Below are 23,259 nucleotides of genomic sequence, written 5' to 3'. Positions count from 1 at the left end.
TATCACCTGCGGGCGTTCCGTTGCAGCCAGCGGTCCAGTTTGTCGGCGAATTCCTTGCGGTCAGTCTGGTTCAGTGGTGCCGGGCCGCCGGTAACCTGACCGGCGTTTCGCATCTCTTCCATGAAATTGCGCATGGCCAGGCGTTGGCGAATGTTTTCTTTGGTAAAGGCCTGCCCCCGCGGGTTAAAAACATCAGCGCCTTTTTCGATGGCTTCGGCAGCCAGGGGAATATCCTGGGTAATAACAAGGTCGCCTTCCTGCATCTGGTCCATGATTTCGTTGTCGGCCACGTCAAAGCCCTGGGGAACCTGCCGGCGCTTTATATAGGGGCTCGGGGGCAGGTTGATGGCATGATTGGCAATGAAGGTGGTATCGATCTGCCAGCGGGCCGCCGCGCGGCAGAGAATTTCCCGGATGGGGACGGGGCAGGCGTCGGCGTCGACCCAGATTGGCATGGCGGGTTCCTTCTTGGTTCGGTTCTGGGCGGAGTTTACCTTCTGTTGGTGTGAGCCTGGTAGTTGGGTTCCGCGTATTATTTGCCAAGTCTGCAGGTTTGGCGGGCTTGCGCCCTTGGGAAGGGCTTTCCAAAAAACGCTACAAGCACGTCCCTGTGCGCTTGATTCCGGCCATCCATGGCCTCCAACATTTTTGGAAAGCCCCTCCCAAGGGCGCGATCAGGCTACAGAGTAAAATCCGCGATAGCAGAGGGAGTTCAGACGAGAGGGCAGGAAAACCAATGAAAATGCACAGTGTTTCAACTGTATTATTTGCTTTAGTGTTTGGCCTTATTGTTTCTTCAGCGGGTTCTGCGCAGGCTGACGAATCAGAGGCCTGGGACGCTCTTCGAGAGGGCCGTGCCGTGTTGATGCTGCGGCATGCGCTGGCGCCGGGCACCGGGGATCCTGACAAATTCAAGGTGGACGACTGTTCCACCCAGCGCAATCTTAACGATACCGGCCGTGAGCAGGCGAGGGCATGGAAGCCTTTCCTTGCAGAGCATGGCATTGATGAAGCAAGGGTGTTCAGCAGTCAGTGGTGCCGTTGCCTTGAAACAGCCCGGGAAATGGATGTCGGGCCGGTGGAGGAGATGATATCGCTGAATTCGTTCTTCCGCAGTCGCGGCGACGGGCAAATGCAGACAAGGCAGACAATAGCCATAGTGAACGAGATGGAACCGGGGCCACCGGTGGTGCTGGTATCTCACCAGGTGAATGTGACCGAACTGGCCGATGTATTCCCGTCCTCCAACGAGGGGGTAATTATTGCCTTGCCGTTATCCGAAAAGCCGACGGTACTGGCGAGGGTTTCGCCGCAGAAGTAGTGGTATAGTCCGTGGCTTGACGGAGGATTTCAATGGCTGACGGCGATAAAGAACAGACACCTGCACAGATACCACCAGATAGACGGCACGAACTCCATCAGGAGCTGCCTGTTGATTTCCCGGACCCTTTCTTTCGCAGTCTGCACCGGATTATTCGCTTCGCGATCCGGGTGCTTGCGGTACTGATGGTCGCCGTCATCCTCTGGGGTGTGGGCGATGTTATTTACATTATTTACGACCGGCTGATCACGCCGCCTTTCCTGCTGCTGAGTATAAATGACATTTTCTACACGTTCGGCGCCTTCATGGCCGTGCTGATTGCCGTGGAAATCTTCATCAATATCCGGCTCTACCTGGGTACCAACGTGTTCCCGGTCCAGCTTGTTGTTGCCACCGCTCTCATGGCGATCGCACGGAAAGTCATTGTGCTGGATTTCGATACCCTGACGCCCATGTATCTGATCGGTATTGCCGCCACCACACTGGCACTGGGCGTCACCTATTGGCTGCTGAGGCAGGGCAACCAGTACCAGGAGTGGGATGACTGATTACCCGGCCAGTGCAATGCCGGTTTACGCCGCGGTGGCAACCTGCACTTGCTGTTCGAGTTCCCTGGCAAGGCCGGGCTCCAGCTTCAGGGCATTTGCCAGTTGGTCCAGCCAGGCGCGCTCCATCGGGTTTTGGTCGTCTATCATCACTGCGCTGACAATATAGATCTCCCGGCTCGCCTGGGGCGAGTCTGCACTGCGGGCCAGGGCATTGGCGTCCAGCGGGGCGTCGAATTGCTGCTGAATCCAGGCGTGCAATTCGTCATCCGGTCCGAGTTTCTCGATCTCCCCGGTAAGCAGGGCGCGCTCATTGGCATTCACGTGGCCGTCGGCACGGGCCGCCATGATCATGGCCTGAAGGATTTCCAGGCCACGCTGCTCCTGGGCACTGCCCTGCAGTTGCTCCAGCGGCTGGCCCTGCCGGGCGTCGGGTGCTTGTGGGCCAGCCTGATGGGCCGATTGCGCCTGGTAGTTCTGGTAGGCCTTCCATGCCAGCACCCCAACGCCGGCCAGAGCGCCGTACTTCAGTGCCGTGCCACCCATTTTCCGGCCGCGCTTCGAACCCAGCATCAGCCCTACGGCACCGCCGCCAAGCAGGCTTTTTACGTCAATCCCCCCGGAGCCTGAACCTCTGGATCCGCCGCCCCCGAATTGTGATGTGAGTTCCCCGATCATACGGTTCACCCCGGACCCCCCGGCCTGGCTGCCGGAAGCCTGGTCCATCAACTGCTTGAGAATGTTCATGGCATTCATTGGTTCACTCCTGCATCGCACGTGCGGTGAATGTGACGGATGTGGTTGGAGGTACATCCTTTCCCGCTGGTATGACCGCCGCGTTCGGTTTTGGTGCCCGGCTCCCGACACAGGATTTCAGACAGGACAACGCTGCTACTTGTCATCCGCTGTGGCGAAAGCGACACTGGTACTACATTGCCAACCGATTGATCAGAAACCCATAAAGCGAGGCTCCATGAAAACACTCACTGCGCTGGCTGCGCCTGTACTGATCGGCTCCAGCATCCTTGCTGGCACCTTTGCCAACACCGCGGTTGCCCACGAATACACCGAGGGCGAGATCACTGTCGATCATCCCTGGAGCCGTCCCACACCCCCGGGTGTACCCATGGGTGTCGGCTACATGGTCATCACCAACAACGGTGACAGCGATGTAACGCTGATCAGTGCCACTACCTCCAGAGCCAAAAGTGTTTCCATTCATGAAAGCGCCATGAAAGACGGCACCATGAGCATGCGCCCGTTAAAAGAGGGCCTGCCCATACCTGCCGGACAAACCGTGGAACTGAAACCCCATGGATACCACCTGATGCTTGAAAAACTGGATGGCCCCCTGAAGGAAGGGGAGAGCATTCCCCTGACCCTCGGCTTCGAAGGTGCCGCAGACATGGACGTAGAACTGGACGTTGAACCGCTGGATGGCGGCATGCAGAAGCAAGAAAGTGACATGGATCATTCAGGGCACTGAGTTATACGTCCTTGTTCGTATAACTCCGAAGAGCTATGCCCTGATTGCTGAATCTATGAGGTTTTAACAGTGCGTTTCCCGAGTTATACGAATAGTGCTTTCTGGAATTATACGGACATGTTCGCATAAGACCTGTTTGGGAGCCAAAATGCGTGTTCTAAAATTCTGAACTATATTGGTTTTTCTGGGCGGGATTTGTATGGGGTTTTGCGTTGTATGAACGCTGGATAGGCGCCCGGAGTTATACAAATGTGTTCGTAAAATAAACTGTTATGCACCACAAGCCAGCCAATGGGAATTTGCCGTGAGGATTGATAAAATTAAATCTGGATGTATTCCGCCCGTTAATCGCTTTGAGGTCGAATGCTTGTCCGATCTTGTCGTTATTGCAGGACCAAACGGTGTCGGAAAGTCGCGACTGATCACCTCGTTTCTTAACTACTTCAAGTCATTCAAGGAGGCGAATACTTCCTTTGAGATTATTGCAACCTGTGATGATGAATATAATGCCTGGGGAAAAGACAGGCTTGTTACTTCAGATTCTCTTGATGCTCAGAAGCTGCGCACCCTCCTAGAAAGAAATCAACGAAGACGAAATCTAAAGAGCTCGATAATTTACTACGAAAGCGATAGAAGCATTCAGAAGATCGAACCTCTAAAATTTCAATTCGAGTATGAAGACCCTTGGGAAGAGCAGATTGGAAAGCGGTTTTCGTTTAACCCGCTAAAAAGTCGTTGGCAAGATACAATCCATGCCGTTTTTAAGAAGATTCAGAGTCAAAAGAGTTTTATTGCATCCCGCGCTATCCAGTTAAAGAATGAAGGGCATAAGTCGATGAACCTCGAGTTTGCCGACCCTCTTGAGCCATTTCGTGATGCTTTCTACAAGTTGCTAGGCCCCAAAAAACTAGTTCGAGCGGATATACAAAAGCAAACATTGATCTACGCGGAAGGAGACAGGGAAGATGACATCAGGTCGTTGAGTAGCGGGGAAAAAGAAGTCCTTAACATAATATTTGACTTCATACTGCGTAAACCAAGTGATTGTATAGTATTCTTTGACGAGCCTGAACTTCACCTCCACCCTGAGCTTCTTCATAAACTCATTACTACTTTGAGATCTGTTGGAAAAAATAACCAATTTTTTTTGGTCTCTCATTCGCCAGCCGTAATTTCAGCGTCTCTAGAAGATTCTGTTGTCTTCCTGACCCCTCCAAAGCCGGATGGCTCAAACCAAGCTGTCCTTGTAACGCCTGAGAACTCGACCTCAGATGCTCTTCATAAACTAGGCCAATCAATTGGGGTTGTCGCGCTGGGCCATAAGATTGCTTTGATTGAGGGCAATGATTCAAGTCTCGACAAACAAACTTATGGCCAGATATTAGAGAACAAGTACACTAACTTTGTACTACAACCCGCCGGAGGAAAAGATCAACTGGTGTCATTTGATGCCATTATCGATAATATTCTCAACCGTACAATATGGGGCGTCGAATTCTATATGCTCGCTGATCGCGATGCGGCACCAGACAGCCTATCAGACGATTTGACTTCAAAATCTGGAGGGCGGTTCCGTGTTCTGGATCGTTACCACCTTGAAAATTACTTCCTTGACGAGAACGTTCTCGCTGCTTGTTTTGAGGATCAAGAAGCTGGTGATTCTTGGTTACGGAATGTGGAAGACATTGGGGAGAAACTACAAGAGCTCGCGAGAACTCACCTCAGTTACGCAACGGCTCTAATAGTCTCCAAACATGTTCGGTTGAAGGCTGGTAATGTAAGCGTCATGCCGAAGGGGTGTGCCAGTAAGTCAGACGACGAACTCCGCGATTTGATTTTGGCGGCCCAAGCGGCCGAACGTGATCGAGTATTGTCAGCACTCGACGGCCCCTCTACTGAAACTTTGGTTCGGCAAACCTACCGCGAACTCGAGGGCTCGCTAGGAGATGGTGGCTGGAAAAAAAAGATTCCCGGTAAACCGATCCTAGCGAGCTTCGCAAGTGCAGCAAAAATTCCTGTTGGGCGCTTAAAGTCATTGTATATCGCAAAAAACGCAGCATATCAGCTGGGTGCATTCGATGAGATCGAACAAATCTTCCAGCAGTGGTCTTGAAAACGTTCTACATAACACATATGAGCCTTCTTGGAATCAACAGGCAATAGTCATTTACTTGGTCGCGCCAGCAGCCAACCTAAACCCATGAGTGAGAACGCCTGCGTCGTCAGTCTCGCGGGACTGTCAGGCACTCACAGTAAACACATATAGGGGCTCTCTTACATGACTTTAGATCATAACTTGACCGGTAGTTCCATCGGTGGGTCTGGCACCGCATTTTGTGCCGTCGAGTGTGGTAGCAAGGTCGAGTTCGAAGGTGAGGAGCCTATAATTACTTTCAATAGTTTTCTTGTGAAACAATGTAGATCAATTGAATGCGTCGCATAAAAACGGCCGTTTTCGTAATGATAGTGGCGCTGCCGGGAGTAAAAGCTCTGGCTTCTGAAAGCTCTCCTTATGTAGGCGAAGAAGCCAGGGAAATCAGTTCCCTGTCAAAAGCAGAGATTGACGGCCTGGTCTCCGCGGAAGGTATGGGATACGCCAAAGCAGCGGAGTTGAATGGCTACCCCGGCCCGGCCCATGTACTCGAGCTCAGCGAAAAGCTGTCGCTGACAGCCGATAAGTGGAGAGAAACCGAAGCCCTCTTCGCCCGGATGGAAGCTTCCGCTAAAGAGCTGGGTGCTGATTTGGTTGCAGCAGAGCTTGCGCTGGATAAGGCATTCAGAAGCAGAAATATCGACGAATCGTCTTTGTCGGAACTTGTGAAGGATATTGGCGATATTGAGTCCCGTCTGCGTGCCATCCATCTCGGTGCGCATTTGCAGCAGACTGAAATGCCTAATGATCAGCAGCTAGCCGAGTACATGGCTTTAAGGGGCTACAACGATGCTGGACACGGCAGCCATCTCAAGCCTCATCACGGGAAATAAAAGAGTGGCATATGCACAAGAACGGAGTTGGCGTTGACTAAAACATTTCTACTGGATACGTGGTCTTTTTTCAGGGCCAACGTTTTTGTGCTCAGCTTGATTATCCTTCCATTCACAGTCCCAAGGGCCTTCCTGTTTTCTGTTAACGGTCATTCTGCTTTTGGCGGTAGGTTTTGGATTTGCTCTTTTTATACTGCCGGGGCTGAATGCTGGCATTGTTGATCCGATTCTCGGCATTATTGCGTCTGTGCTGCTGGTTTTATACGCAATCTATGCATAAAGGGTCTACGATTTTGTGCTTCGGCGTTTCAGTGTCTGATCTTTAAGGAGTGAACTTGAGTGATCTGATAGAGCCCATAGCAGCCTGGTGCGCGGTTATCATTGAAACCATCGGCATCGCGACTATTACATTTTTTGCACTGTATGCCTTGTACAATGCCGTGGCGAGGTTGCTGAAAAAGGAAGAGAAGGAAGCTGTTTTCCAGGAGCTGCGCCAGTCACTGGGGCGTGGCATTCTGCTCGGGCTGGAGTTTCTCATTGCCTCTGACATTATTTACACGGTGGCCGTTGAGCTGACGTTTGAAACCATTGGTGTTCTGGCAATTGTTGTTCTTATCCGTACATTCCTGAGCTTTACCCTGGAAGTGGAGATGTATGGTAAATGGCCCTGGCAGGACAGACAGTAATTATCAGGTTGGTGTTCAAGCCGCTGCTGAATACCCTCAGGGTGCAGAGGAATCCGGCCTATCTGACCCGAATCCGGTCGCCGTCACTCAGTTCCCGGCCAGGATGACGAACTAACTGGTCACCTTCGTTCAGCCCGCCTTCCAGGGCTGTCATCAGGCCATTGCTGCGGCCGGTTTCCACTGTTTGCATTACTGCACGCTCGTTCTTGACAAGAAAGACAGTGGGCTGGCCGTTATTCTGGAAAACGGCAGATGCCGGCACCTGGAGTATGTCTGCTGACTGCCAGAGGATGAAATCTGCATCAACCCGGTATCCGTCGCCCAGCATTTCCCAGTTCTGACGGGGGCTGACCATGTCTGCTATGACCCGTACACGCTGTTCCTCCACACCAAGAGCAGACACGTCTTCAAACCCGACCGGTTCGACCCGTCGAACGACGGCATCCAGCTGGGTTCCGCCCCACCCCTTGAGCCGTACCTGAACACCTGGGGTGAGTTTGACGGCATCAAAACTGAGCACATCCACAACTACCTCCAGTGCACCGGGATCGCCCAGTTCCAGAATCGGCTCGCCAGCCTGAATGACGCCTTCACTTTCACGCTGTATGCCCAAAACGCTGCCATTGACTGGTGAGCGAACCGCCAGCCGCTCTGCGGGCTGTTGGCCCTCTGATCGGGCAGCGGAAATCTCCAGCCGGGTTCTGGCTGCGGCCAATTCGTGAGCGGCGACTTCTTCATCGAAGAGTGCGGACCGCAGAACAGCTTGGGTTCGTATGGAACTGGACTGAGCCTGTTGCAGGCGCTCGGCAGACACGAAATGGGAACCGTCCAGGGTGAGCAGGCGATGATATTCCGCTTCAGCGAGTTCAGCATCCGCTTTCGCAACCTGTGTTTTCTGACGCACAGAGTTCAGAGCCGAACGCGCGGCTTTAACCTTTGCTTCCGCCTCAGCCCGACTGCGGGCGTCCAGAACACTGGCGGGTATCGGGTCTACCTCGGTTAACAACTCACCGGGAATCACCTGGTCGCCAACGTTCAGTTCCACCCGATGCAGGTAGCCGGTTACTGGTGAGGAGACAACATAGCGATCTTTAACTCGGGTTTTGCCTTCTTCCAGTATGGTCACTTCCAGGGGGCCTCGTTGTACGGTCGCCAGGTCTACCCAGACTGGCTCAGGACGCAGGAGATAGGCCACCACCATAATGGCCAGTACCCCAAGGATTGACCAGAACAGCCATTTGCCCGCCAACTGTTTACCCTTTGCCATGAAAGATGTCCCTTTATCTGCTTATTCCCGGGTTTTGAGGACTGCCACAAGGTCCAGTTTACGCAGCCGCCACCAGGTAATGAATCCGGTTATCAGGGCCGATACGATTACCACACTGGCCGCCAGTGCCAGCGTTCTGCCCGTGATAATCAACGGTACCCGGTATAGTTCGGTTTGCATCATAGTCACCACCAGGCTCGCCAGGCCATGGCCTGTGGCCCAACCGAGGGGAATGCCGAGTATCAGCAGAATTGCCAGCTCGGCAAGAAGAATGTGGGCCACTTCGTTGTGGCTATAGCCCAGTACTCGCAGGCTCGCCAGATCCCGCCCACGTTCCGCGAGGGAGATGCGCACGGTGTTATAGATAACTCCAAAAGCAATAATGCCACCCAGCATGCTGATCACCCAGGTGAAGGTGAGGAAGGTTTTTGCCAGCGTTTCGAAAAAACTGTCCAGCATCACCTGGCGAATGTTGATGGCCATTACCCGCGGAGTATCCCGCAGTTCCTGATACACGGTTCCCGCTTGTCCTGGCTCCAGATTCATCAGCACCTGATTGACGACTGGCCCCTCTTTCAGTGCCCGATTCATCGCAGCGAGGTTCATGTAGGAACCCACACCCAGGAATTCGCTGGTTACGCCTGCGACTTGCAGGTTCAGCACAGGGCGATGACCTTCAAGTATCCTCACCTGTATGGAATCTCCGGCATTCACTCCAAGTTGTTCTGCCAGAAAATCGGTCAGTAACAGCCCGGCAGGAGGTATAGGGACCTTGTTAAGATGTTCGTCTATGACGAACTGTAGCCGGGCATCGTCTGGAATACCGGTCAAGGCGGTGCGCCATTGCCGGTGGCCATTGACCAGCTCAACTGCCGCTACACGTCGCCCCTCGGTATATCGGATACCTGGCTGCCTCCTCATTCCGTACATAATGGTCTGGTGAAGTGGATCGGTCAGGCTGACGGTCAGATCCTGTTGCTGCACCTGTGCAAACTGGGTGTGTACCATCAAGGAAACCGAGCTGAACTGGAAGTTCCCGACGATCACCACGGCCGTCGCCATGGCTATGCCTGTTACGGACAACGCTGTGCGGGCGGGGCGTTGCGCCAGATGTCGCACAATCATGCGGGAGGGTTGGCTGAAGCGGATCCACGACAGCATGCGCTCCGGAGCGGTTACCCGGTATCTGGCGGGGCCTTCCGGCCGCATGGCCTCAGCCGGGGGCAGGGATGCAGCACTGCGTATGGCGCGCCAGCCCCCAAGCCAGGCTACAAAAAGTGTCAGCAAGCTCAGGATAAGGATCCACCAGGGGCTGATGCGGAACAGCAGTTCCGGAAACCTGTAGTACTCCATATAGAGCCCGCCCAGGGCCCGGCCCAGCCACATGCCGGTAATGGTGCCTATCAACAGGCCGGTAAAGGCTATGGTCAGCACCATTTGACTATAGTGCCAGCCGATCTGCCTGTTGCTGTAACCAAACGCTTTCAATACAGCAATGATGTCCCTTTGGGTACTGATCAGCCGGGTTATCACTGTATTGAGCAGGAACATGGCAACTGCCATAAAGATGACGGGAAAGACTACGGCCATGGTTTTGAGCTGGTTCAGCTCGTCGTTCAGGAAGCGGTGTGAGAACTGATCATCCCGTGCATAGGCACCGGTGCCTCCGTAAGGGGCCAGCAATCGATCAAGCAGATCGATTACGCCAGCTACCGGAATGGACGGATCAACCGTTAACACCAGGCTGTTGAAAGCGCCGCGCATGTCCATGGCCGACGCCAACGCCTGCTCGGTCATCCAGGCCACGCCATAGCGTTGGTAGTCGGGCAGCATTCCGCCCGGTGGAATAACATAAACAAACTCCGGCGATTCAACGATACCTACCACGGTTAGGGCCTGGCGCCGACCATTAATGATGGCTCCCAGGCGGTCGCCCAGTTGGAGCTCGTGAGCGTCAGCAAAGCTTCCGATCACGGCGACTTCATCGCTGCGGTCGGAATGGGGTAATCGCCCGTGGCGCAGATATGTCCGGTTGACCTCTGGCTGCCCTGCAGGGGGCAAAGACAGCAGGCGGGCGGAAGCGGGATCACTGAAGCCGGGAATTTCAAGCTTGGCGACGCCTTCAACTCTTCCGCTCAGTCGGGTTACACCGGGAATCTCTTCGGCCTGTTGCAGTAACTGCCGGGGCGCTCGTTCCAGGGTGGCAAACACGTCGGCAAACTGATGTTCCTGATAGTACTGGGTGCGAGTGGCCGTTAACGAGGAATAGTTCACCAGTGACAACAGACACACGGAAATGCCGCCAGCGATGACCAGGGCGATTGCAAGTGTCGGTCCCCGCATCTGCCAGAGCTCGCGGCGTAATTTGGCATGCAGGATGCTGGTGAGAATGGCTGGCATGGCGTTACCAGCTCAGGGTCCGTGGGTCCTGCCGCGTTGAGTTGCGGAATTCGCCACTGATAGTCCCGTCAGACAGAGTGATGACCCGGTCTGCCATCTGTGCAATGGAGGCGTTGTGAGTGATGATCACAGTGGTGGTACCGGTTTCCCGGTTGGCGGTTTCCAGTGCTGCCAGTACCAGTACGCCTGTGGCGGAGTCCAGCGCTCCGGTGGGTTCGTCACACAGTAAGACATCGGGGCGCTTGGCAATGGCCCGGGCAATGGCGACCCTTTGTTGCTCACCCCCGGAGAGTTGGGCGGGAAAGTGGTCCATGCGCTGGGCCAGGCCCACAAGTTCAAGTGCCGCCTCCGGAGTCATGGGGTTGCGTGCGATTTCCGTGACGGCCACAACGTTTTCTCGTGCCGTCAAACTGGGTATCAGATTGTAGAACTGGAACACGAAGCCGACGTGGTCTCGCCGGTAAAGGGTCAGCTCCCGGTCTTTGGCCCTTGTCAGATCAATGTCCTGATACATCACCTCACCACTGGTGGGCACATCCAATCCGCCAAGGATGTTCAGCAGAGTGGATTTGCCGGAGCCGGAAGCTCCCAGCATTACCACCAGTTCTCCTGCAAACAGGTCCAGGTTCACCCCCCGTAAGGCATGCACCTCAACCTCGCCCTGGTGATAGGTTTTTGTCAGTCCGGAGGCATGAAAAACGGGTAGGTCGGAGCTCGATCTGTCCATGTAATTGCCACTTGCCCTTCATGAGTTGGCATCCGCTGCCAAGGTCGCAGCTTACCCATGTGTGAAGATATACCACAAACTGTCGCAACAGACTCCTCTATACTGGAACAGCCTGCGGTATCCTGATATCGCACACGTGCGACTTAATCGAAATGGAGCATGTTGAATTGACTCTAAGCCCGGAAGAGCTTGATACCCTCCTGGAAACCATCCCCGATGCGCGAGACGGCCTGACTCGCACCGAGCGCATCATTCTGTATGTTTTGCAGGAAACCCAGCGCGAGCTGAATGGGCGTAATGTGCCAACGGTGATGCTCTATGGTCGGGTGGTGGAGTACGTCAATATCAGTGAGGCAGAGCTTCACGTTTACCTGGACAGGTTAGGGGTGAGGCGATAGGCAGCCAGAAGTAAAAGTGAGCTGATCTGCCCTTTTATGCCATAACGTGTTGCCGCAACCCGTGGAACCTGCGCCGGTACTGAGTTGGTGTCATGCCCACCCGGCTGAGGAATTTGCGCCCGAAAAAGCCGGCGTCCTGATACCCGACGGCCTCGGCCACCGCGTCGATGGACAAGTCGGAAGTTTCCAGCAGTTGCTTGGCTTCTTCCAGGCGCAGTGTGAGGACGTATTCCATCGGTGTCATGCCGGTGGCCAGCTGAAATCGACGCTTGAAGGAACGCTCGCTTAATCCGCTCCGGGCTATCATCTGGTTGACGGGGGAGGGGCGGTCATAGTTTTCAGCCACCCACACCTGACATCGTGCAATCACCGCATCCTCCGATTGCCGGCTGCAGGAGAGTACGGCGTAGGGTTGTTGCCCTGCCTCATGCCAGTCAATCAGGTGGACTTTCGCCACTCGGATTGCTTCCTCTATGCCGCAGAAACGGGCGATCAGGTATAGCCCGAGGTCCATCCAGGATGCGCCACCTCCGGCCATGATCAGCCGCTGGCCCTTGCCGGAGGTTACCAGTGCCCTGTTCGAATGGAAGCGGACACGTGGGTAGCGGCGAGCGGCGAAGTCACAGAATGCCCAGTGAGTGGTCGCGTCCTCGCCGTCGAGTAATCCTGCTTCGGCCATGAGCAGTGAGCCGGTGCAGGCCGACGCAACGGTTCCACCGCTTTCCCAGTAGGCCTTCAGCCAGTGGATCTCCGTGGTCAGCTCCTTTACGAACTGGCTGTCCGGGGCCATGGCGATTTCCAGGATGCAAACCACGTCGGGACGATAGTTATCACTGAAACGTCGATGGGGTTTTACCCAGCCCCCATTGGCCACTTCCTGGGGAGTGCCGCTGGCCGAGATGATGGTGGGATTGACAAGCGGAGGTCCGGCTTCGCCCCCGGTAATCACGGCCCAGTCCCGGCCAGCCGAGCACAGCAGATCGTTCATCCCGTACACCGTAGAGGATGTAGTCTGACTGGTGGCCAGAATAGCCACTTCCGTTGGCTTCCGGTGCGTTGGCGCAGGCATGGTGATGTTCTCCCCCGGTGCAAGGCAGCGGTTCCCGGTCAATCGGGTTTCTATAATATTAGCCTCCTTTGCCTGTGACTGAGTACGGTGTTGTCCTGATCTGGCAGATTTGACTGTATTGGGTGGTTTTTGACTGATGGGCGGTTAATCAATGCTCTTTAAGATGACAACTGTTCATTCAACACAGGGATCACACCATGAACGTCATAGAACCGTCTTTTGCTGAACAACAGGCAGCCGCCACAGACGCCTTTGCCAATGACCTGGTCAACATGCTGAATCACAGTGCGATCATCGCCATGGTGTCGTTGGGCCATAAGCTGGGGCTTTTCGATCATCTGGCAGATTTGCCGCCGGCCCCTGGTGATGTGATCGCCAGGGCAGCAGGCCTGCATGAGCGCTATGTCCGCGAGTGGCTGGCGGTGATGGTGACCGGGAAAATAGTCACCTACGATCCGCAGACCCAATGCTACGAACTGCCCGCGGCGCATGCGGCCTGCCTGACCCGGGCAGCGGTGCCCAATAACATGGCAGTGAATGCCCAGTTTGTTCCTGTCGTTGCGAAAATGGAGGATGCACTGATCGGTTGCTTCCGGAATGGTGGAGGACTGCCTTATGAGGCCTATCCCTGCTTCCATCAGGTTATGAGTGAGGACAGTGCGCAAACGGTCGTCGCCGCGTTGCGCGACCATATCCTTCCTCTCGTGCCGGGCCTGGCCAGCCGGCTGGAACAGGGAATCGATGTTCTTGATGCCGGCTGTGGAGCAGGCAAGGCGTTGCTTACGCTGGCTCGTGAATATCCCCACAGTCGGTTCGTGGGTTATGACCTGTGCCCGGACGCTTTTGCAGAAACTGCCCGGGAAGCGGCGGAGGCCGGGGTGGCCAACCTTACTCTGCAGGGCCTGGACATGCGTGATTTTGATGAACCCCAGCGCTACGACCTGATCACCAGCTTCGATGCGGTACACGACCAGGCCGATCCGCAAGCGCTGCTGTCGGGTATCGCCCGGGCTTTGCGGCCAGGCGGGGTTTACCTGATGCAGGACATTGCCGGCTCCAGCCATCTTGAAAATAACCTGGACCATCCACTGGGGCCGCTGCTGTACAGCATCTCCTGCGCCCACTGCACGCCGGTTTCTCTGGGGCAGGGTGGCCCGGGACTGGGTACGATGTGGGGCGAAGAAATGGCGGAAGCCATGCTGCAAACCGCGGGATTCAGGCAGATCACGGCGCATCGGCTGGAACACGACCCGTTTAACGTCTATTTCGTTGCACGTCCCGGGATATGATCCCGGGCGGCAAGTGCCGTACGTTAATGTCTTTTTGCAATTTCCAATGCGGCCCTGACAGCTCCGGAACGGGGTGCAAGCCGCAGTGTTTTTGTCCACCACTTGATCATTTTGGTCTTGAATCTATCAGGAGGTGCACGTGATGCGACGTGTATCAATTATTGTATTCAGCGGCTTCAGCTACATTCTTTTTTTGGTTTGTGTTCTGGCCCTTATGGCCTTCCTGCTTAATTCTGGCCCCTGGGAGACGATTGACGGAGGAGCCCGGGGTGCTTACCCGGTTCTGATAAATACGCTCCTGGTGCTGCTGTTCGGAATCCAGCACAGTCTGATGGCCAGAGAAGGCTCCAAGGGCTGGCTCAATCGCCTGGTGCCCGAGGCCATGGAACGCAGTGTGTATGTGTTTCTCTCTTCGGTGATCCTTCTGTTCCTGATGTGGGCCTGGCAGCCGCTACCGGAAACCGTTTGGAAGGTCAGCAGCGGTAACTGGCAAACGATCATTCAGATCTTTTACTGGGGTGGCTGGTTGCTGTTGGTTGGCTCAACCTTTCAGATTAACCACTGGGAGCTGGTTGGGCTGGCACAGGCTGTTCGTGGTTTGAAGAATCTGTCTGGTGCCCATGCGCCTTCATTCGTGACCCCGTTTCTGTACCGCATCGTCCGTCACCCGATGATGACCGGCATGTTGTTGGTACTCTGGTCAACGCCCGACATGACGGCAGGGCATCTACTGTTCGCCGGTTTGTTCACTTTGTACATTCTCGTTGGTACCCGTTTCGAAGAACGGGATCTCGTGAAGGTGTTCGGGGATCAGTATCGCCGCTATCAGAGGCGTGTACCCGCCCTGGTACCGATGATCGGTGGAAGGGTAGTGGCCGATCGACCGGACAATGCGGCGTCGGAAGATGATGTCTGGCGGCGCGACGCGTGAGGTAGAGCTTTACGTTTATCTGGACAGCCTGAAAGTAAGGAGGTAAACCTGTGTTGCGAAATTCAGATACCGGCAATTAAGGAACTGTTTGTGAATGGTGAAGTGGTTGTTGTGTCAGTTACGGCTCTGGTTGTTGGATTGGTTGTCGTCTTTCATTTTGAAGTCATTCAATTGCTGAACCGCTTTTGTCCCAGGCAGCAACTCTCTTCATCCGGTGGGTTTCGCAACCGGCCGATTATCCTCGGCAATATGTTTGCGTTGCTCATTGCCCATGTCATTGAAATCTGGCTGTTTGGCTTGGCGTTCTGGTATCTGCTGGATTTCGGTGAGTACGGCACCATTGTTGGTTACTCCCATATCAGCTTACTGGACTGTGTCTACTTTTCTGCGTCCACCTATACAACTGCGGGCTGGGGGGATCTGGCGGCTTCCGGGCATGTGCGGTTTCTTGCAGGTACGGAGGCCCTGGTAGGCTTCATGATGATTACCTGGTCGGCCTCGTTCAGTTACCTGGTCATGGCCAGGGCCTGGGGAAACAACACCGGGTAATTGTCACCTCTGAGTGTGCTCAGGAGCGGCTATGCTCAGCGAGAGGGGATCAAACCTGTAGAACCCGCGCAGTGCCACGAAGACTTCCGGCTGTTCCTCTTCGAGGTGACCGGGCTGCTGGAAAAAAGCTTCTGTCAGCACCGCGAAAAACTCAGCCGGCTCCGTTGCCCCATAAGGGTCCAGCCAGGGCTTTTTGTGATGACGGAGTGAGTGGCGCAGATGTTCGTAGGCCCGGGTCATGGTTTCCTGCCAGTGCCGGGCCTGTTCTCCGGAGAGTGGAGGGGCGCCGTCAGCAGTGCCGTCCAGGTAATCAAGCTGATGGGCAAACTCGTGGAGAATCACGTTGTGGTGCCCGTCGGGGTTGACGGCGCCTTCCTCGCACTCGGCCCATGCCAGCACCACCTGACCACGGCTGGAGGCTTCGCCGGCGCGGATCTGGCTGCTCTCGCTCACCACTATCCCGTCGCTTTCAATTTCCCTGACATGATAAGCGTCCGGATAGACAAGGATGCTGCTTACCTCGTCGAAGTCGGAAAAATTGCGGGCAATAATTAACAGGCAGGCATGGCCGGCAATGGTCAGGCGTACGGTATCGTCCACTTCAAATCCGTCGCAGCCGTAGAAGGATTTTTCTGCCAGGAACAGCTGCACGTGTTGTTCCAGCTGGTGCTGCAGGGCGCGGGGCAGTCTGTTGAAAACCGGCACCTGGGTTTCAAGTATTTTGTGCCACTGGTCAGGGAAGGGTTGCTGGAGCTTTCTTTCCCGCCGCCAGTTGCGATAGAAGAACAGGTAGAAAACGGAAAGTCCGATAACGGCCAGCATGCAGAGGGTGTAGAGCAGCATTGGCGGGCCTCGGCTCCGGAAGCGGTGAGTGGTCCGTCAGTGTAATTGTTATCCGGAGCGGTCACCAGACTCAACGGTTGATAACCTGCAGTGCTACGCTTGGGTTGAGCCGATATCATTCATCAACGAAGTTTCTTTCAGGGAATACCATGGAAACCGAAATCGCTCCGTTGGACATGCTACTCCGCCTCTCTGTCGCCGCTGGCCTGGCACTGTTTCTTGGCCTTGAGCGGGAACTGCGTGGTAAACCTGCCGGGCTGCGCTCCCACATGCTTGTTTCGCTGGGTTCGGCAACCTTCATCATAATTGGTATGAGCGTTCTGTTTGCCACTGCAGAAGGTGATCCTTCCGCCCGTATAGACCCTACCCGTGTAGTGCAGGGCGTGGTTGGTGGAATCGGTTTTCTGGGTGCCGGCAGTATCATTCGAAGTGGTGGACAGATTCAGGGTATTACCACGGGTGCGTCAATATGGCTGGCAGGGGCTATAGGAGTTGCCGCCGGTATCAATAATTTCTACCTGGCCGGAATGGTAACCGTGCTGGCTCTTGTGATCATGGTGGCGCTTGGTCGTTTCGAGCGAGAGCTGGTTCCCACTGATAAAGATCAGTAATGTCGGCCAGTTTGAACTGTAACGCCCTTATTTCGTATCAGTGAATCCTTACCACAGAACAGGAGGTTTCCATGTCTGCTAACAGAACCGTTGTAATTACCGGCGCCAACCGTGGCATCGGTCTCGAGCTTGCCCGTCATTATGCCGGTGAAGGTTGTGATGTGGTGGGCGTTTGCCGGGAAGCGTCGGCGGAGCTGGCGGATGTAGCCGCCCGGGTGATTGAAGGGGTGGATGTAACCACCGACAAAGGTATCCGGAAGCTGGTCGATGAGTTAAAAGATCAGCAGATCGATTTGCTGATCAACAATGCCGGCCTGTTGCAGGATGAGAAACTGGGCAGCATCGACTTCGACTCTATCCGTACCCAGATGGAGATCAACGCCTACGCACCGCTTCGTGTGGCAGAGGCCCTGGTCTCCCGGATTCCGTCCGGCGGCAAGATCGCCAACATCACCAGCCGCATGGGCTCCATTGCGGACAACGATTCCGGCGGCCGCTATGGTTACCGCGCTTCGAAGGCAGCGCTGAATGCCTTTGGCAAGTCCCTGGCCATGGACCTGAAGCCGAGGGGCATTGCGGTGGCTCAACTTCATCCCGGCTATGTGCAGACCCGCATGGTGAATTTCGGCGGGCTGATCACTCCGGAGGAATCGGCAAAGGGGCTGGCAGCGAGGATTGAGGCGCTGAACCTGGAAAATACCGGCTCGTTCTGGCACAGCAATGGCGAGGAGCTGCCCTGGTAACCAGCTGCCGGCAAGGCAGGTTTTATCGTTTAAATTCTCCGGAGAAAGAGTGTTGAGGATGGGCTATCAGTTTGAAGACCTGAAAAACAGCTGCCAGTCAGAATGGCAGGCCTACATTGAACATCCGTTCGTGAGCCAGTTGGGCGATGCCACCCTGGCGCCCGAGGCATTCCGCCATTATCTGAAGCAGGACTACCTGTTCCTGATCCAGTTCGCCCGGGCGTTTGCGCTTGCAGCCTATAAAAGCCCGACACTGGCCGACCTGAAACAGGCCAAGGAGGGCCTGCAGGCCATTGTGGATGTGGAGCTGGGGCTGCATGTGACCTACTGCCAGGAATGGGGAATCAGCGAAGAGGAACTGGCAAACCTGCCGGAAGCCCGCGCAACAATGGCCTATACCCGGTACGTGCTGGACACCGGGAACCGGGGCGACCTGCTGGATCTGCACGTGGCGTTGTCCCCCTGTATGGTCGGCTACGGCGAAATTGCCAACTGGCTGAATGCCAGGGCAGACACCGTTCGCGGCGACAACAATCCCTATGACGCCTGGATTGCCATGTATGAAAGTAACGAGTTCCAGGAGGCGATGCAGGCGGAAATCGACTGGCTGAATGCCAAGCTGGCGGATGTAACACCAGCCCGCTTCAGCCAGTTAACCCGGATTTTCAGTGAGGCTACCCGGCTGGAAATTGATTTCTGGGAAATGGGGCTGGAGCAGCGACTTTAACTCCGCTGAATTTACAGGCGTTCACTGCTCAACTAACCTTGAAGTTGATAGCCCGAACTATATGGAGAATAGTCTGATGAGCAAAGCGCTGAACGGAAATTTCACCTCGAAAGAACAGGCCAGAAATGTCAGAGACGATCTGATTGCCATGGGCCTTCCCCAGGAAAACATTTATATTGAGGAGCAGGAAAATATCATCAGGGTTATGATTCCGTCAGAGGAGCGCAGGGAGATTGAGGAAGTTTTTGATCGCCACGGCGTGACTTATTAACGTTTTCGCGTAGAAGAAGTGCTCTGACAGAAAGGCAGCGAAAGCTGCCTTTTTACGTTATAGCAGTGACACTAGCGAACAACAAATACAGAGACGTCGCTGTGCCGGACGATGTTGGCGCCATTGGAGTGCAGTATATGCAGTTTGTCGCCGATGCCTGGTGGGTGGGATGCCATGATAACCAGATCGGCTCCGGATTCCTTGATGACATCCAGCAGTTTTTTCTCAAGCTCCACGGCTGTATCAGCTGTGCTGATAACAGTGCTTTCTGTGTCTATGTCATGTGCCTGGCCCTGCTCGGAAGCAAAGGTAGCAAGCTTTTCAGCAAGCTCTTCGGGGTTATGTGCAGCAGCCGAGGGTGTGGTATTGGTGACAGTGACGTAGCACAGCGTCGCCTGGTAGTGCTTGGCCATGTCAATAGCGGTGTTCAACGCTTTGGACATCTTTTCGGTATGTGCCAGATCTACCGGCACCAGTATCTTGCTGTACATGGATCACCTCCGAAGATGTACAGAGAATAAAATCCGAACCTGAACTTCCAGAGTCTCAGCCAGCGATGGCGCCTGTCAAAACCAAAGCTGTCGTTATTGATTCAGGGCAAGAAGACGAATCAAAGGCACAAAAAAAGGCAGCCGAAGCTGCCTTTTCTGAAACGTGCGGGCTGTTATTTAAACAGCAACGACGTTTTCTGCCTGAGGACCTTTCTGGCCTTCAGTAACGGTGAAGTCGACTTGCTGGCCTTCAGCCAGAGTCTTGAAACCGCCACCCTGAATTGCACTGTAGTGAACGAAGACGTCCGGGCCGCTTTCGCGAGTGATAAAGCCGAAACCTTTTGCTTCGTTGAAAAACTTAACAGTACCGGTAGTAGTAGACATAATTTAATCCTGAAATCGATAATTTAATGTGCCGCCAGACCATCTGAAATGATGACTGATCAGCGTTGTGCGGAAACAAAAAACGCGCGGAATCAAAAACAGGACGGAAAACTACCGAAAACAACAGAGATGCGTCTTATTCGTGAAATGCTGTGCTAAATCTTTCCTACGAAACGCACTGTACTATCATGGGCCCGGGTTTGCCAAGTTTATTTTCATAGGCACTTACCGACGCGGTCGACGACCAGAGAAATATTACTGTCCCAGGTGAGCGATTGGCCATGACTCTTCTGCTTCTCGTTTTATCCCATCTTTTCGTGCCATTGGTGTTCATCGTCGCCGTGGGGTTCGGGAAATCGCCGTCCAGAGTTCACTGGCTGAGTTACCTGGCGCTGGCTGTGGTTTATCTGTTGCTGATCCAGCAGGCAGGAGCCTGGATATGGCTGGGCGGCTATTGGCCGTGGCTGTTCTGGGCAGCCCTGGCGGGCAGTGTTGTCTGGTTTCTGGTGCGCCGTATGCCCTTGCTGCCGCCACGGCCTGCCTGGCGGGCCGGTACCATTCTTTCGCTGGGTTTCAACCTGGCGGTGCTGGCCGCACTTTCGGTACCGGCATGGTCTGTCCTGGGGGCCAGAGATGTAGACGCCCGGCCCGTTGCGTTGCAATGGCCGTTGGCGGAGGGGCAATACCGTGTCGGGCAGGGTGGCAATTCCCATGTGATGAATCACCATTACGGGATCGACGCGCAACACCATGCGATTGATGTGGTGCGGGTTGGCCGGTTTGGCCTGCGTACCCACGGGGTTGTACCCAGCGCGCTGGAGGACTATCAGATATGGAATTCACCGGTTACCGCACCGTGTTCCGGCGAGGTGACGAACGTGGAGACGGGTTTCCCGGACCAGACACCGCCCCGCAGTGACCGTGACAATCCTGCCGGAAATTTCGTTGCCATTTATTGTGCCGATGCAACGGTGGTGCTGGCCCACCTGCAGGACGGATCGGTTTCGTTAGAGCCGGGCGACAGGGTACAGTCAGGGGACCTGTTAGGGCGAGTGGGTAACTCGGGCAATACCAGTGAACCCCACCTTCACATGCATGCGGTGGAAGGCAGGGTTTCACAACACGACGAACTCATGTGGGAAGCCAATGGCCTGCCGATGAGTTTTGATGGCCGTTACCTGGTTCGCAATGATGTGATTCGACAGAGGGGCACTTGATGAAATACATCTTTGAGGTTCGCATCCGGGAAGGGCACACCGCCGAGGAATACGCAGATGCCTGGGTCCGTGCCAGCGAGATCATCCAGCAGGCACCCGGTGCCAGAGGAACCGAGTTGCACCGGAAAATGGATGATCCGAATGTGCTGATTGCCATCGCCAGCTGGGACAGCAAGGCGGACCGGGATGCGATGGAAAAACAGCACAACCCGGAGGTTGCCCGCATCATCCGCAGCGCTGCGCCGTTCTGTGAGATTACACCACTCGGTGAATTTGATGACCCCGAATGGGTGGTGATGCCGCCCGGAAAGCAGGGCAACTGAGTGACCAGACCCGGTAAACGGCCGCAGATCTCACCCCATGCAGCATTGATGTTCCAGGGGTGCATCGGTGTGGTCGGCCTGGTGGCCATTATCCTGTTTGCCATACCGGTACAGCTGAACGGGATGAGCCACGGGGTTTCCGTTCTGTGGGGCCTGGTGGGCAGTGTGGCGACCTACGGGGTGATCATGCTGCTGACGAGGCTTCCGGGCCTGCTCAGGGAGTCTCTGGAATCCCAACTGGAGCAGTTGCACCGGTTCGCAAGCGACTATTCCTGGCCGGTTCTGATTGCCCTTTCGGCCCTGGCTGGCGTGGGTGAGGAGTTACTGTTCCGCGGTGCCATCCAGGGCTGGCTGACGCAGAATGTCCCCGTTGCCGTGGCGGTTACGGCGGCTTCGGTGCTGTTCGGTCTGGTGCACTATCTATCTTTCACCTACTTCGTGGTGGCGACCGGGCTGGGCCTGGTGCTGGGAACCGCCTATGCGCTCACAGACAGCCTGGTACTGGTCATGGTCTGGCACGGTGTGTATGACCTGATCGCGCTTTATTGCCTGCGGCGGTTTCCCGAGCTGTTCGGGGTGCGAAGTGGATAAAACGGCAAAGCTTCGTCTGTTTTTCGGGCTGGAGATTCCGCAAGCAATCAAACAGCGGCTGCTGCAGATTCAGCAGCCAGTGGCCGGTGCGCGCTGGCAGCGGGCAGACCAGCTACACCTCACCCTGGCATTTCTGGGCAGTGTGGACGCCGGACGGCTGCCCGTGGTTTGTGATGCTGCCCGAAATCTGCCGGTTGAACCCTTTGAACTTACCGTCTGTGGTATTGGCTGCTTCGGCGCGCCAGATCGGCCGAAGAACCTCTGGGCCGGTGTGCAGCCGAAGGAAGACCTGGTCAGGTTGCACTGTGCGCTTGACCAGGGTCTGGCGCAGAGTGGGCTCGCCGGGGAAAGGCGCAGGTTCCACCCGCATATTACCTTGTCCCGTTTCAAGAAAGGGGCAGGGCCCGTCACTGAACTGCTTCAGAGTCCTGAGCAGCTGGTAGTCGGTTCGTTTGCTGTGGACAGATTTGCATTGTTTCAAAGCGTTCGGGGTGAGCAGGGATCGGTCTACCAGATTATCGAGCGGTTTACAATGATGGATCAGGGTAAAATCGACAGCGCTGATGGCTGAAAACTCAGGTAGGATTTCAGTGGCTTCATTGAATTCGGGAGATCATTGTGGGGATTCTCAATAAAAACGAAGTGGAGCGGATTTTCTCCTCGGCACCGTTTATCGCCGATCTGGGCCTGGAGCTTGTTTCCATTGAGGCAGGCGAGTGCCGTTCCCGGCTGGTTCTTGCAAACAGGCATCTGCAGCAGGACGGTTTTGTTCATTTCGGGGTTCAGGCAACCGTGGCCGACCATACCGCAGGCGCTGCCGGTGCTGCCATGGCCCGGCCGGGCCAGATTGTGCTCACCTCGGATTTCTCACTGAAACTGCTGCGATCCGCCAAAGGCACCCATCTTGAGTGTATTGCAACTGTTCTGAAGGCCGGCTCCTCGCTGACTGTGGTAGAGTCCGAGGTGTATTGCGGTACCGCTGATAATATGCGGCTTGTGTCCAAAGCGGCAGTGACACTGGCCGTCGTCAGCCCCCGTGACGTACCTGCGAAACAGGCCTGAGCGGTCAGGCCATCCCCGGATGATGCGAGGTTGCATTCAGTGAAAGAGGTTTTGCGAAAGGTCTTCTGGCCCATTCTGTTGTTCTTCGAAAAGGGTGAAAGTGCAGAGGGCTATCGCCCGTCCCACCGGAAAATACTGCTGGCAGTAGGTTTGCTGTTCCTTGTTCTTTCCGGGGTGTCCCTGCTGGCGGCCCTGGTGGCGGAAACCCTGGGGGCACTTTTCCCCATCATTCTTTTCTTTGTGATCGGCCTGGTGTGCCTTGTCGTGGGGTTCCTCGGCAGTGACAGCGCTGTCGCCAGGATCTGGGGTAACCGATAGGCCATGTTGCGCTCTCCGTCCCTGA

The 23,259-nt window shown here is 55.2% G+C and carries 29 protein-coding genes; 20 read left to right on the top strand and 9 right to left on the bottom strand.

What is annotated here, in order from left to right; all coding sequences use genetic code 11:
• Nucleotides 1-2: 2 nt before the first annotated feature.
• A complete protein-coding gene (locus tag HLUCCO03_RS13870; RefSeq protein ID WP_027831282.1) occupies nucleotides 3-455 on the bottom strand; it encodes a YaiI/YqxD family protein in 453 nt (150 codons plus the stop codon).
• Nucleotides 456-742: 287 nt separating this feature from the next.
• Here HLUCCO03_RS13870 and HLUCCO03_RS13865 point away from each other — a divergent pair, with 287 nt between their 5' ends.
• Nucleotides 743-1,321 carry a histidine phosphatase family protein gene (locus HLUCCO03_RS13865; RefSeq protein ID WP_081813614.1) on the top strand — a complete coding sequence of 193 codons (579 nt, stop codon included), beginning with the start codon at nucleotides 743-745 and terminating at the stop codon, nucleotides 1,319-1,321.
• Between the two features lie 32 nt (nucleotides 1,322-1,353).
• The gene (locus tag HLUCCO03_RS13860) at nucleotides 1,354-1,869 is read left to right on the top strand and encodes a phosphate-starvation-inducible PsiE family protein (protein ID WP_027831284.1); all 516 of its coding nucleotides are present in this window, start codon (nucleotides 1,354-1,356) and stop codon (nucleotides 1,867-1,869) included.
• Between the two features lie 24 nt (nucleotides 1,870-1,893).
• Here the strand turns inward: HLUCCO03_RS13860 and HLUCCO03_RS13855 are convergent, their stop codons facing one another.
• On the bottom strand, nucleotides 1,894-2,622 hold the full coding sequence (locus HLUCCO03_RS13855; RefSeq protein WP_292016727.1) for a tellurite resistance TerB family protein: 729 nt from the start codon (nucleotides 2,620-2,622) through the stop codon (nucleotides 1,894-1,896).
• Nucleotides 2,623-2,839: 217 nt separating this feature from the next.
• Here HLUCCO03_RS13855 and HLUCCO03_RS13850 point away from each other — a divergent pair, with 217 nt between their 5' ends.
• The 4 genes from HLUCCO03_RS13850 (at nucleotide 2,840) to HLUCCO03_RS13835 (ending at nucleotide 7,023) form a co-directional block, all read left to right on the top strand.
• A complete protein-coding gene (locus HLUCCO03_RS13850) occupies nucleotides 2,840-3,352 on the top strand; it encodes a copper chaperone PCu(A)C (protein WP_036197335.1) in 513 nt (170 codons plus the stop codon).
• Nucleotides 3,353-3,656: 304 nt separating this feature from the next.
• Entirely contained in the window at nucleotides 3,657-5,465 is a 1,809-nt protein-coding gene (locus tag HLUCCO03_RS13845; RefSeq protein WP_027831285.1) for an AAA family ATPase, read from the top strand.
• Nucleotides 5,466-5,782: 317 nt separating this feature from the next.
• Nucleotides 5,783-6,337 (top strand): hypothetical protein, encoded by a 555-nt coding sequence (locus HLUCCO03_RS13840; protein ID WP_027831286.1) that lies wholly within the window; start codon nucleotides 5,783-5,785, stop codon nucleotides 6,335-6,337.
• 335 nt (nucleotides 6,338-6,672) lie between these two features.
• Nucleotides 6,673-7,023: a DUF1622 domain-containing protein gene (locus HLUCCO03_RS13835; RefSeq protein ID WP_027831287.1), complete on the top strand. Its 351-nt coding sequence runs from the start codon at nucleotides 6,673-6,675 to the stop codon at nucleotides 7,021-7,023.
• A 58-nt stretch (nucleotides 7,024-7,081) separates the two neighbouring features.
• Here HLUCCO03_RS13835 and HLUCCO03_RS13830 read toward each other — a convergent pair whose 3' ends face one another.
• The 3 genes from HLUCCO03_RS13830 to HLUCCO03_RS13820 are packed head-to-tail and all read right to left on the bottom strand — an operon-like array spanning nucleotide 7,082 to nucleotide 11,417.
• Nucleotides 7,082-8,290: an HlyD family efflux transporter periplasmic adaptor subunit gene (locus HLUCCO03_RS13830; RefSeq protein WP_027831288.1), complete on the bottom strand. Its 1,209-nt coding sequence runs from the start codon at nucleotides 8,288-8,290 to the stop codon at nucleotides 7,082-7,084.
• Between the two features lie 21 nt (nucleotides 8,291-8,311).
• A complete protein-coding gene (locus HLUCCO03_RS13825) occupies nucleotides 8,312-10,690 on the bottom strand; it encodes an ABC transporter permease (protein WP_027831289.1) in 2,379 nt (792 codons plus the stop codon).
• A 4-nt stretch (nucleotides 10,691-10,694) separates the two neighbouring features.
• On the bottom strand, nucleotides 10,695-11,417 hold the full coding sequence (locus tag HLUCCO03_RS13820) for an ABC transporter ATP-binding protein (protein WP_027831290.1): 723 nt from the start codon (nucleotides 11,415-11,417) through the stop codon (nucleotides 10,695-10,697).
• Nucleotides 11,418-11,584: 167 nt separating this feature from the next.
• On the opposite strand from HLUCCO03_RS13820, the gene HLUCCO03_RS13815 reads away from it, so the two are divergent.
• Nucleotides 11,585-11,815 carry a hypothetical protein gene (locus HLUCCO03_RS13815; protein ID WP_292016726.1) on the top strand — a complete coding sequence of 77 codons (231 nt, stop codon included), beginning with the start codon at nucleotides 11,585-11,587 and terminating at the stop codon, nucleotides 11,813-11,815.
• Between the two features lie 34 nt (nucleotides 11,816-11,849).
• Here HLUCCO03_RS13815 and HLUCCO03_RS13810 read toward each other — a convergent pair whose 3' ends face one another.
• Nucleotides 11,850-12,884 (bottom strand): GlxA family transcriptional regulator, encoded by a 1,035-nt coding sequence (locus HLUCCO03_RS13810; protein WP_027831292.1) that lies wholly within the window; start codon nucleotides 12,882-12,884, stop codon nucleotides 11,850-11,852.
• A gap of 197 nt (nucleotides 12,885-13,081) precedes the next feature.
• On the opposite strand from HLUCCO03_RS13810, the gene HLUCCO03_RS13805 reads away from it, so the two are divergent.
• From HLUCCO03_RS13805 to HLUCCO03_RS13795, 3 genes are all read left to right on the top strand, one after another.
• A complete protein-coding gene (locus tag HLUCCO03_RS13805; protein ID WP_036197338.1) occupies nucleotides 13,082-14,173 on the top strand; it encodes a class I SAM-dependent methyltransferase in 1,092 nt (363 codons plus the stop codon).
• Nucleotides 14,174-14,315: 142 nt separating this feature from the next.
• Nucleotides 14,316-15,104, top strand: coding sequence for an isoprenylcysteine carboxylmethyltransferase family protein (locus tag HLUCCO03_RS13800; protein ID WP_051603793.1), 789 nt, complete (start codon nucleotides 14,316-14,318; stop codon nucleotides 15,102-15,104).
• Between the two features lie 90 nt (nucleotides 15,105-15,194).
• Complete coding sequence (locus tag HLUCCO03_RS13795; protein WP_051603794.1) at nucleotides 15,195-15,653, top strand: ion channel; 459 nt, start codon at nucleotides 15,195-15,197, stop codon at nucleotides 15,651-15,653.
• A gap of 3 nt (nucleotides 15,654-15,656) precedes the next feature.
• Here HLUCCO03_RS13795 and HLUCCO03_RS13790 read toward each other — a convergent pair whose 3' ends face one another.
• Complete coding sequence (locus tag HLUCCO03_RS13790) at nucleotides 15,657-16,496, bottom strand: zinc-dependent peptidase (protein WP_027831295.1); 840 nt, start codon at nucleotides 16,494-16,496, stop codon at nucleotides 15,657-15,659.
• Between the two features lie 149 nt (nucleotides 16,497-16,645).
• On the opposite strand from HLUCCO03_RS13790, the gene HLUCCO03_RS13785 reads away from it, so the two are divergent.
• From HLUCCO03_RS13785 to HLUCCO03_RS13770, 4 genes are all read left to right on the top strand, one after another.
• Nucleotides 16,646-17,107, top strand: a complete 462-nt coding sequence (locus tag HLUCCO03_RS13785) for an MgtC/SapB family protein (protein WP_027831296.1) — start codon at nucleotides 16,646-16,648, stop codon at nucleotides 17,105-17,107.
• Between the two features lie 71 nt (nucleotides 17,108-17,178).
• Nucleotides 17,179-17,850, top strand: a complete 672-nt coding sequence (locus HLUCCO03_RS13780) for an SDR family oxidoreductase (RefSeq protein ID WP_027831297.1) — start codon at nucleotides 17,179-17,181, stop codon at nucleotides 17,848-17,850.
• A gap of 58 nt (nucleotides 17,851-17,908) precedes the next feature.
• Nucleotides 17,909-18,577: a thiaminase II gene (gene tenA, locus HLUCCO03_RS13775; RefSeq protein ID WP_027831298.1), complete on the top strand. Its 669-nt coding sequence runs from the start codon at nucleotides 17,909-17,911 to the stop codon at nucleotides 18,575-18,577.
• A gap of 76 nt (nucleotides 18,578-18,653) precedes the next feature.
• The gene (locus HLUCCO03_RS13770) at nucleotides 18,654-18,848 is read left to right on the top strand and encodes an SPOR domain-containing protein (RefSeq protein ID WP_027831299.1); all 195 of its coding nucleotides are present in this window, start codon (nucleotides 18,654-18,656) and stop codon (nucleotides 18,846-18,848) included.
• A 71-nt stretch (nucleotides 18,849-18,919) separates the two neighbouring features.
• On the opposite strand, the gene HLUCCO03_RS13765 is transcribed toward HLUCCO03_RS13770, so the two are convergent.
• Together HLUCCO03_RS13765 and HLUCCO03_RS13760 are read right to left on the bottom strand one after the other, a co-directional pair.
• The gene (locus tag HLUCCO03_RS13765) at nucleotides 18,920-19,339 is read right to left on the bottom strand and encodes a universal stress protein (protein WP_027831300.1); all 420 of its coding nucleotides are present in this window, start codon (nucleotides 19,337-19,339) and stop codon (nucleotides 18,920-18,922) included.
• Nucleotides 19,340-19,516: 177 nt separating this feature from the next.
• Nucleotides 19,517-19,723 carry a cold-shock protein gene (locus tag HLUCCO03_RS13760; protein WP_027831301.1) on the bottom strand — a complete coding sequence of 69 codons (207 nt, stop codon included), beginning with the start codon at nucleotides 19,721-19,723 and terminating at the stop codon, nucleotides 19,517-19,519.
• A 281-nt stretch (nucleotides 19,724-20,004) separates the two neighbouring features.
• Here HLUCCO03_RS13760 and HLUCCO03_RS13755 point away from each other — a divergent pair, with 281 nt between their 5' ends.
• Genes HLUCCO03_RS13755 through HLUCCO03_RS13730 form a run of 6 tightly spaced genes read left to right on the top strand, consistent with a single transcriptional unit; the run spans nucleotide 20,005 to nucleotide 23,234 of the window.
• The gene (locus HLUCCO03_RS13755; RefSeq protein WP_051603795.1) at nucleotides 20,005-20,940 is read left to right on the top strand and encodes a M23 family metallopeptidase; all 936 of its coding nucleotides are present in this window, start codon (nucleotides 20,005-20,007) and stop codon (nucleotides 20,938-20,940) included.
• Nucleotides 20,940-21,263, top strand: a complete 324-nt coding sequence (locus tag HLUCCO03_RS13750) for an antibiotic biosynthesis monooxygenase (RefSeq protein ID WP_027831302.1) — start codon at nucleotides 20,940-20,942, stop codon at nucleotides 21,261-21,263. Before HLUCCO03_RS13755 ends, HLUCCO03_RS13750 begins: the two co-directional genes overlap by 1 nt.
• Nucleotides 21,264-21,854, top strand: coding sequence for a CPBP family intramembrane glutamic endopeptidase (locus HLUCCO03_RS13745; RefSeq protein ID WP_292016725.1), 591 nt, complete (start codon nucleotides 21,264-21,266; stop codon nucleotides 21,852-21,854).
• On the top strand, nucleotides 21,847-22,425 hold the full coding sequence (thpR, locus tag HLUCCO03_RS13740; protein ID WP_027831304.1) for an RNA 2',3'-cyclic phosphodiesterase: 579 nt from the start codon (nucleotides 21,847-21,849) through the stop codon (nucleotides 22,423-22,425). Before HLUCCO03_RS13745 ends, thpR begins: the two co-directional genes overlap by 8 nt.
• 47 nt (nucleotides 22,426-22,472) lie before the next feature.
• Complete coding sequence (locus HLUCCO03_RS13735) at nucleotides 22,473-22,916, top strand: PaaI family thioesterase (protein WP_155939891.1); 444 nt, start codon at nucleotides 22,473-22,475, stop codon at nucleotides 22,914-22,916.
• A gap of 39 nt (nucleotides 22,917-22,955) precedes the next feature.
• Entirely contained in the window at nucleotides 22,956-23,234 is a 279-nt protein-coding gene (locus tag HLUCCO03_RS13730; RefSeq protein ID WP_027831306.1) for a hypothetical protein, read from the top strand.
• Nucleotides 23,235-23,259 lie beyond the last annotated feature (25 nt).

Source organism: Marinobacter sp. HL-58 (genome assembly GCF_001314605.1).
GTDB lineage: Bacteria > Pseudomonadota > Gammaproteobacteria > Pseudomonadales > Oleiphilaceae > Marinobacter.
Note: the sequence above shows the minus strand (reverse complement) of the source record. Positions and strands in the feature narration are given on the sequence as shown.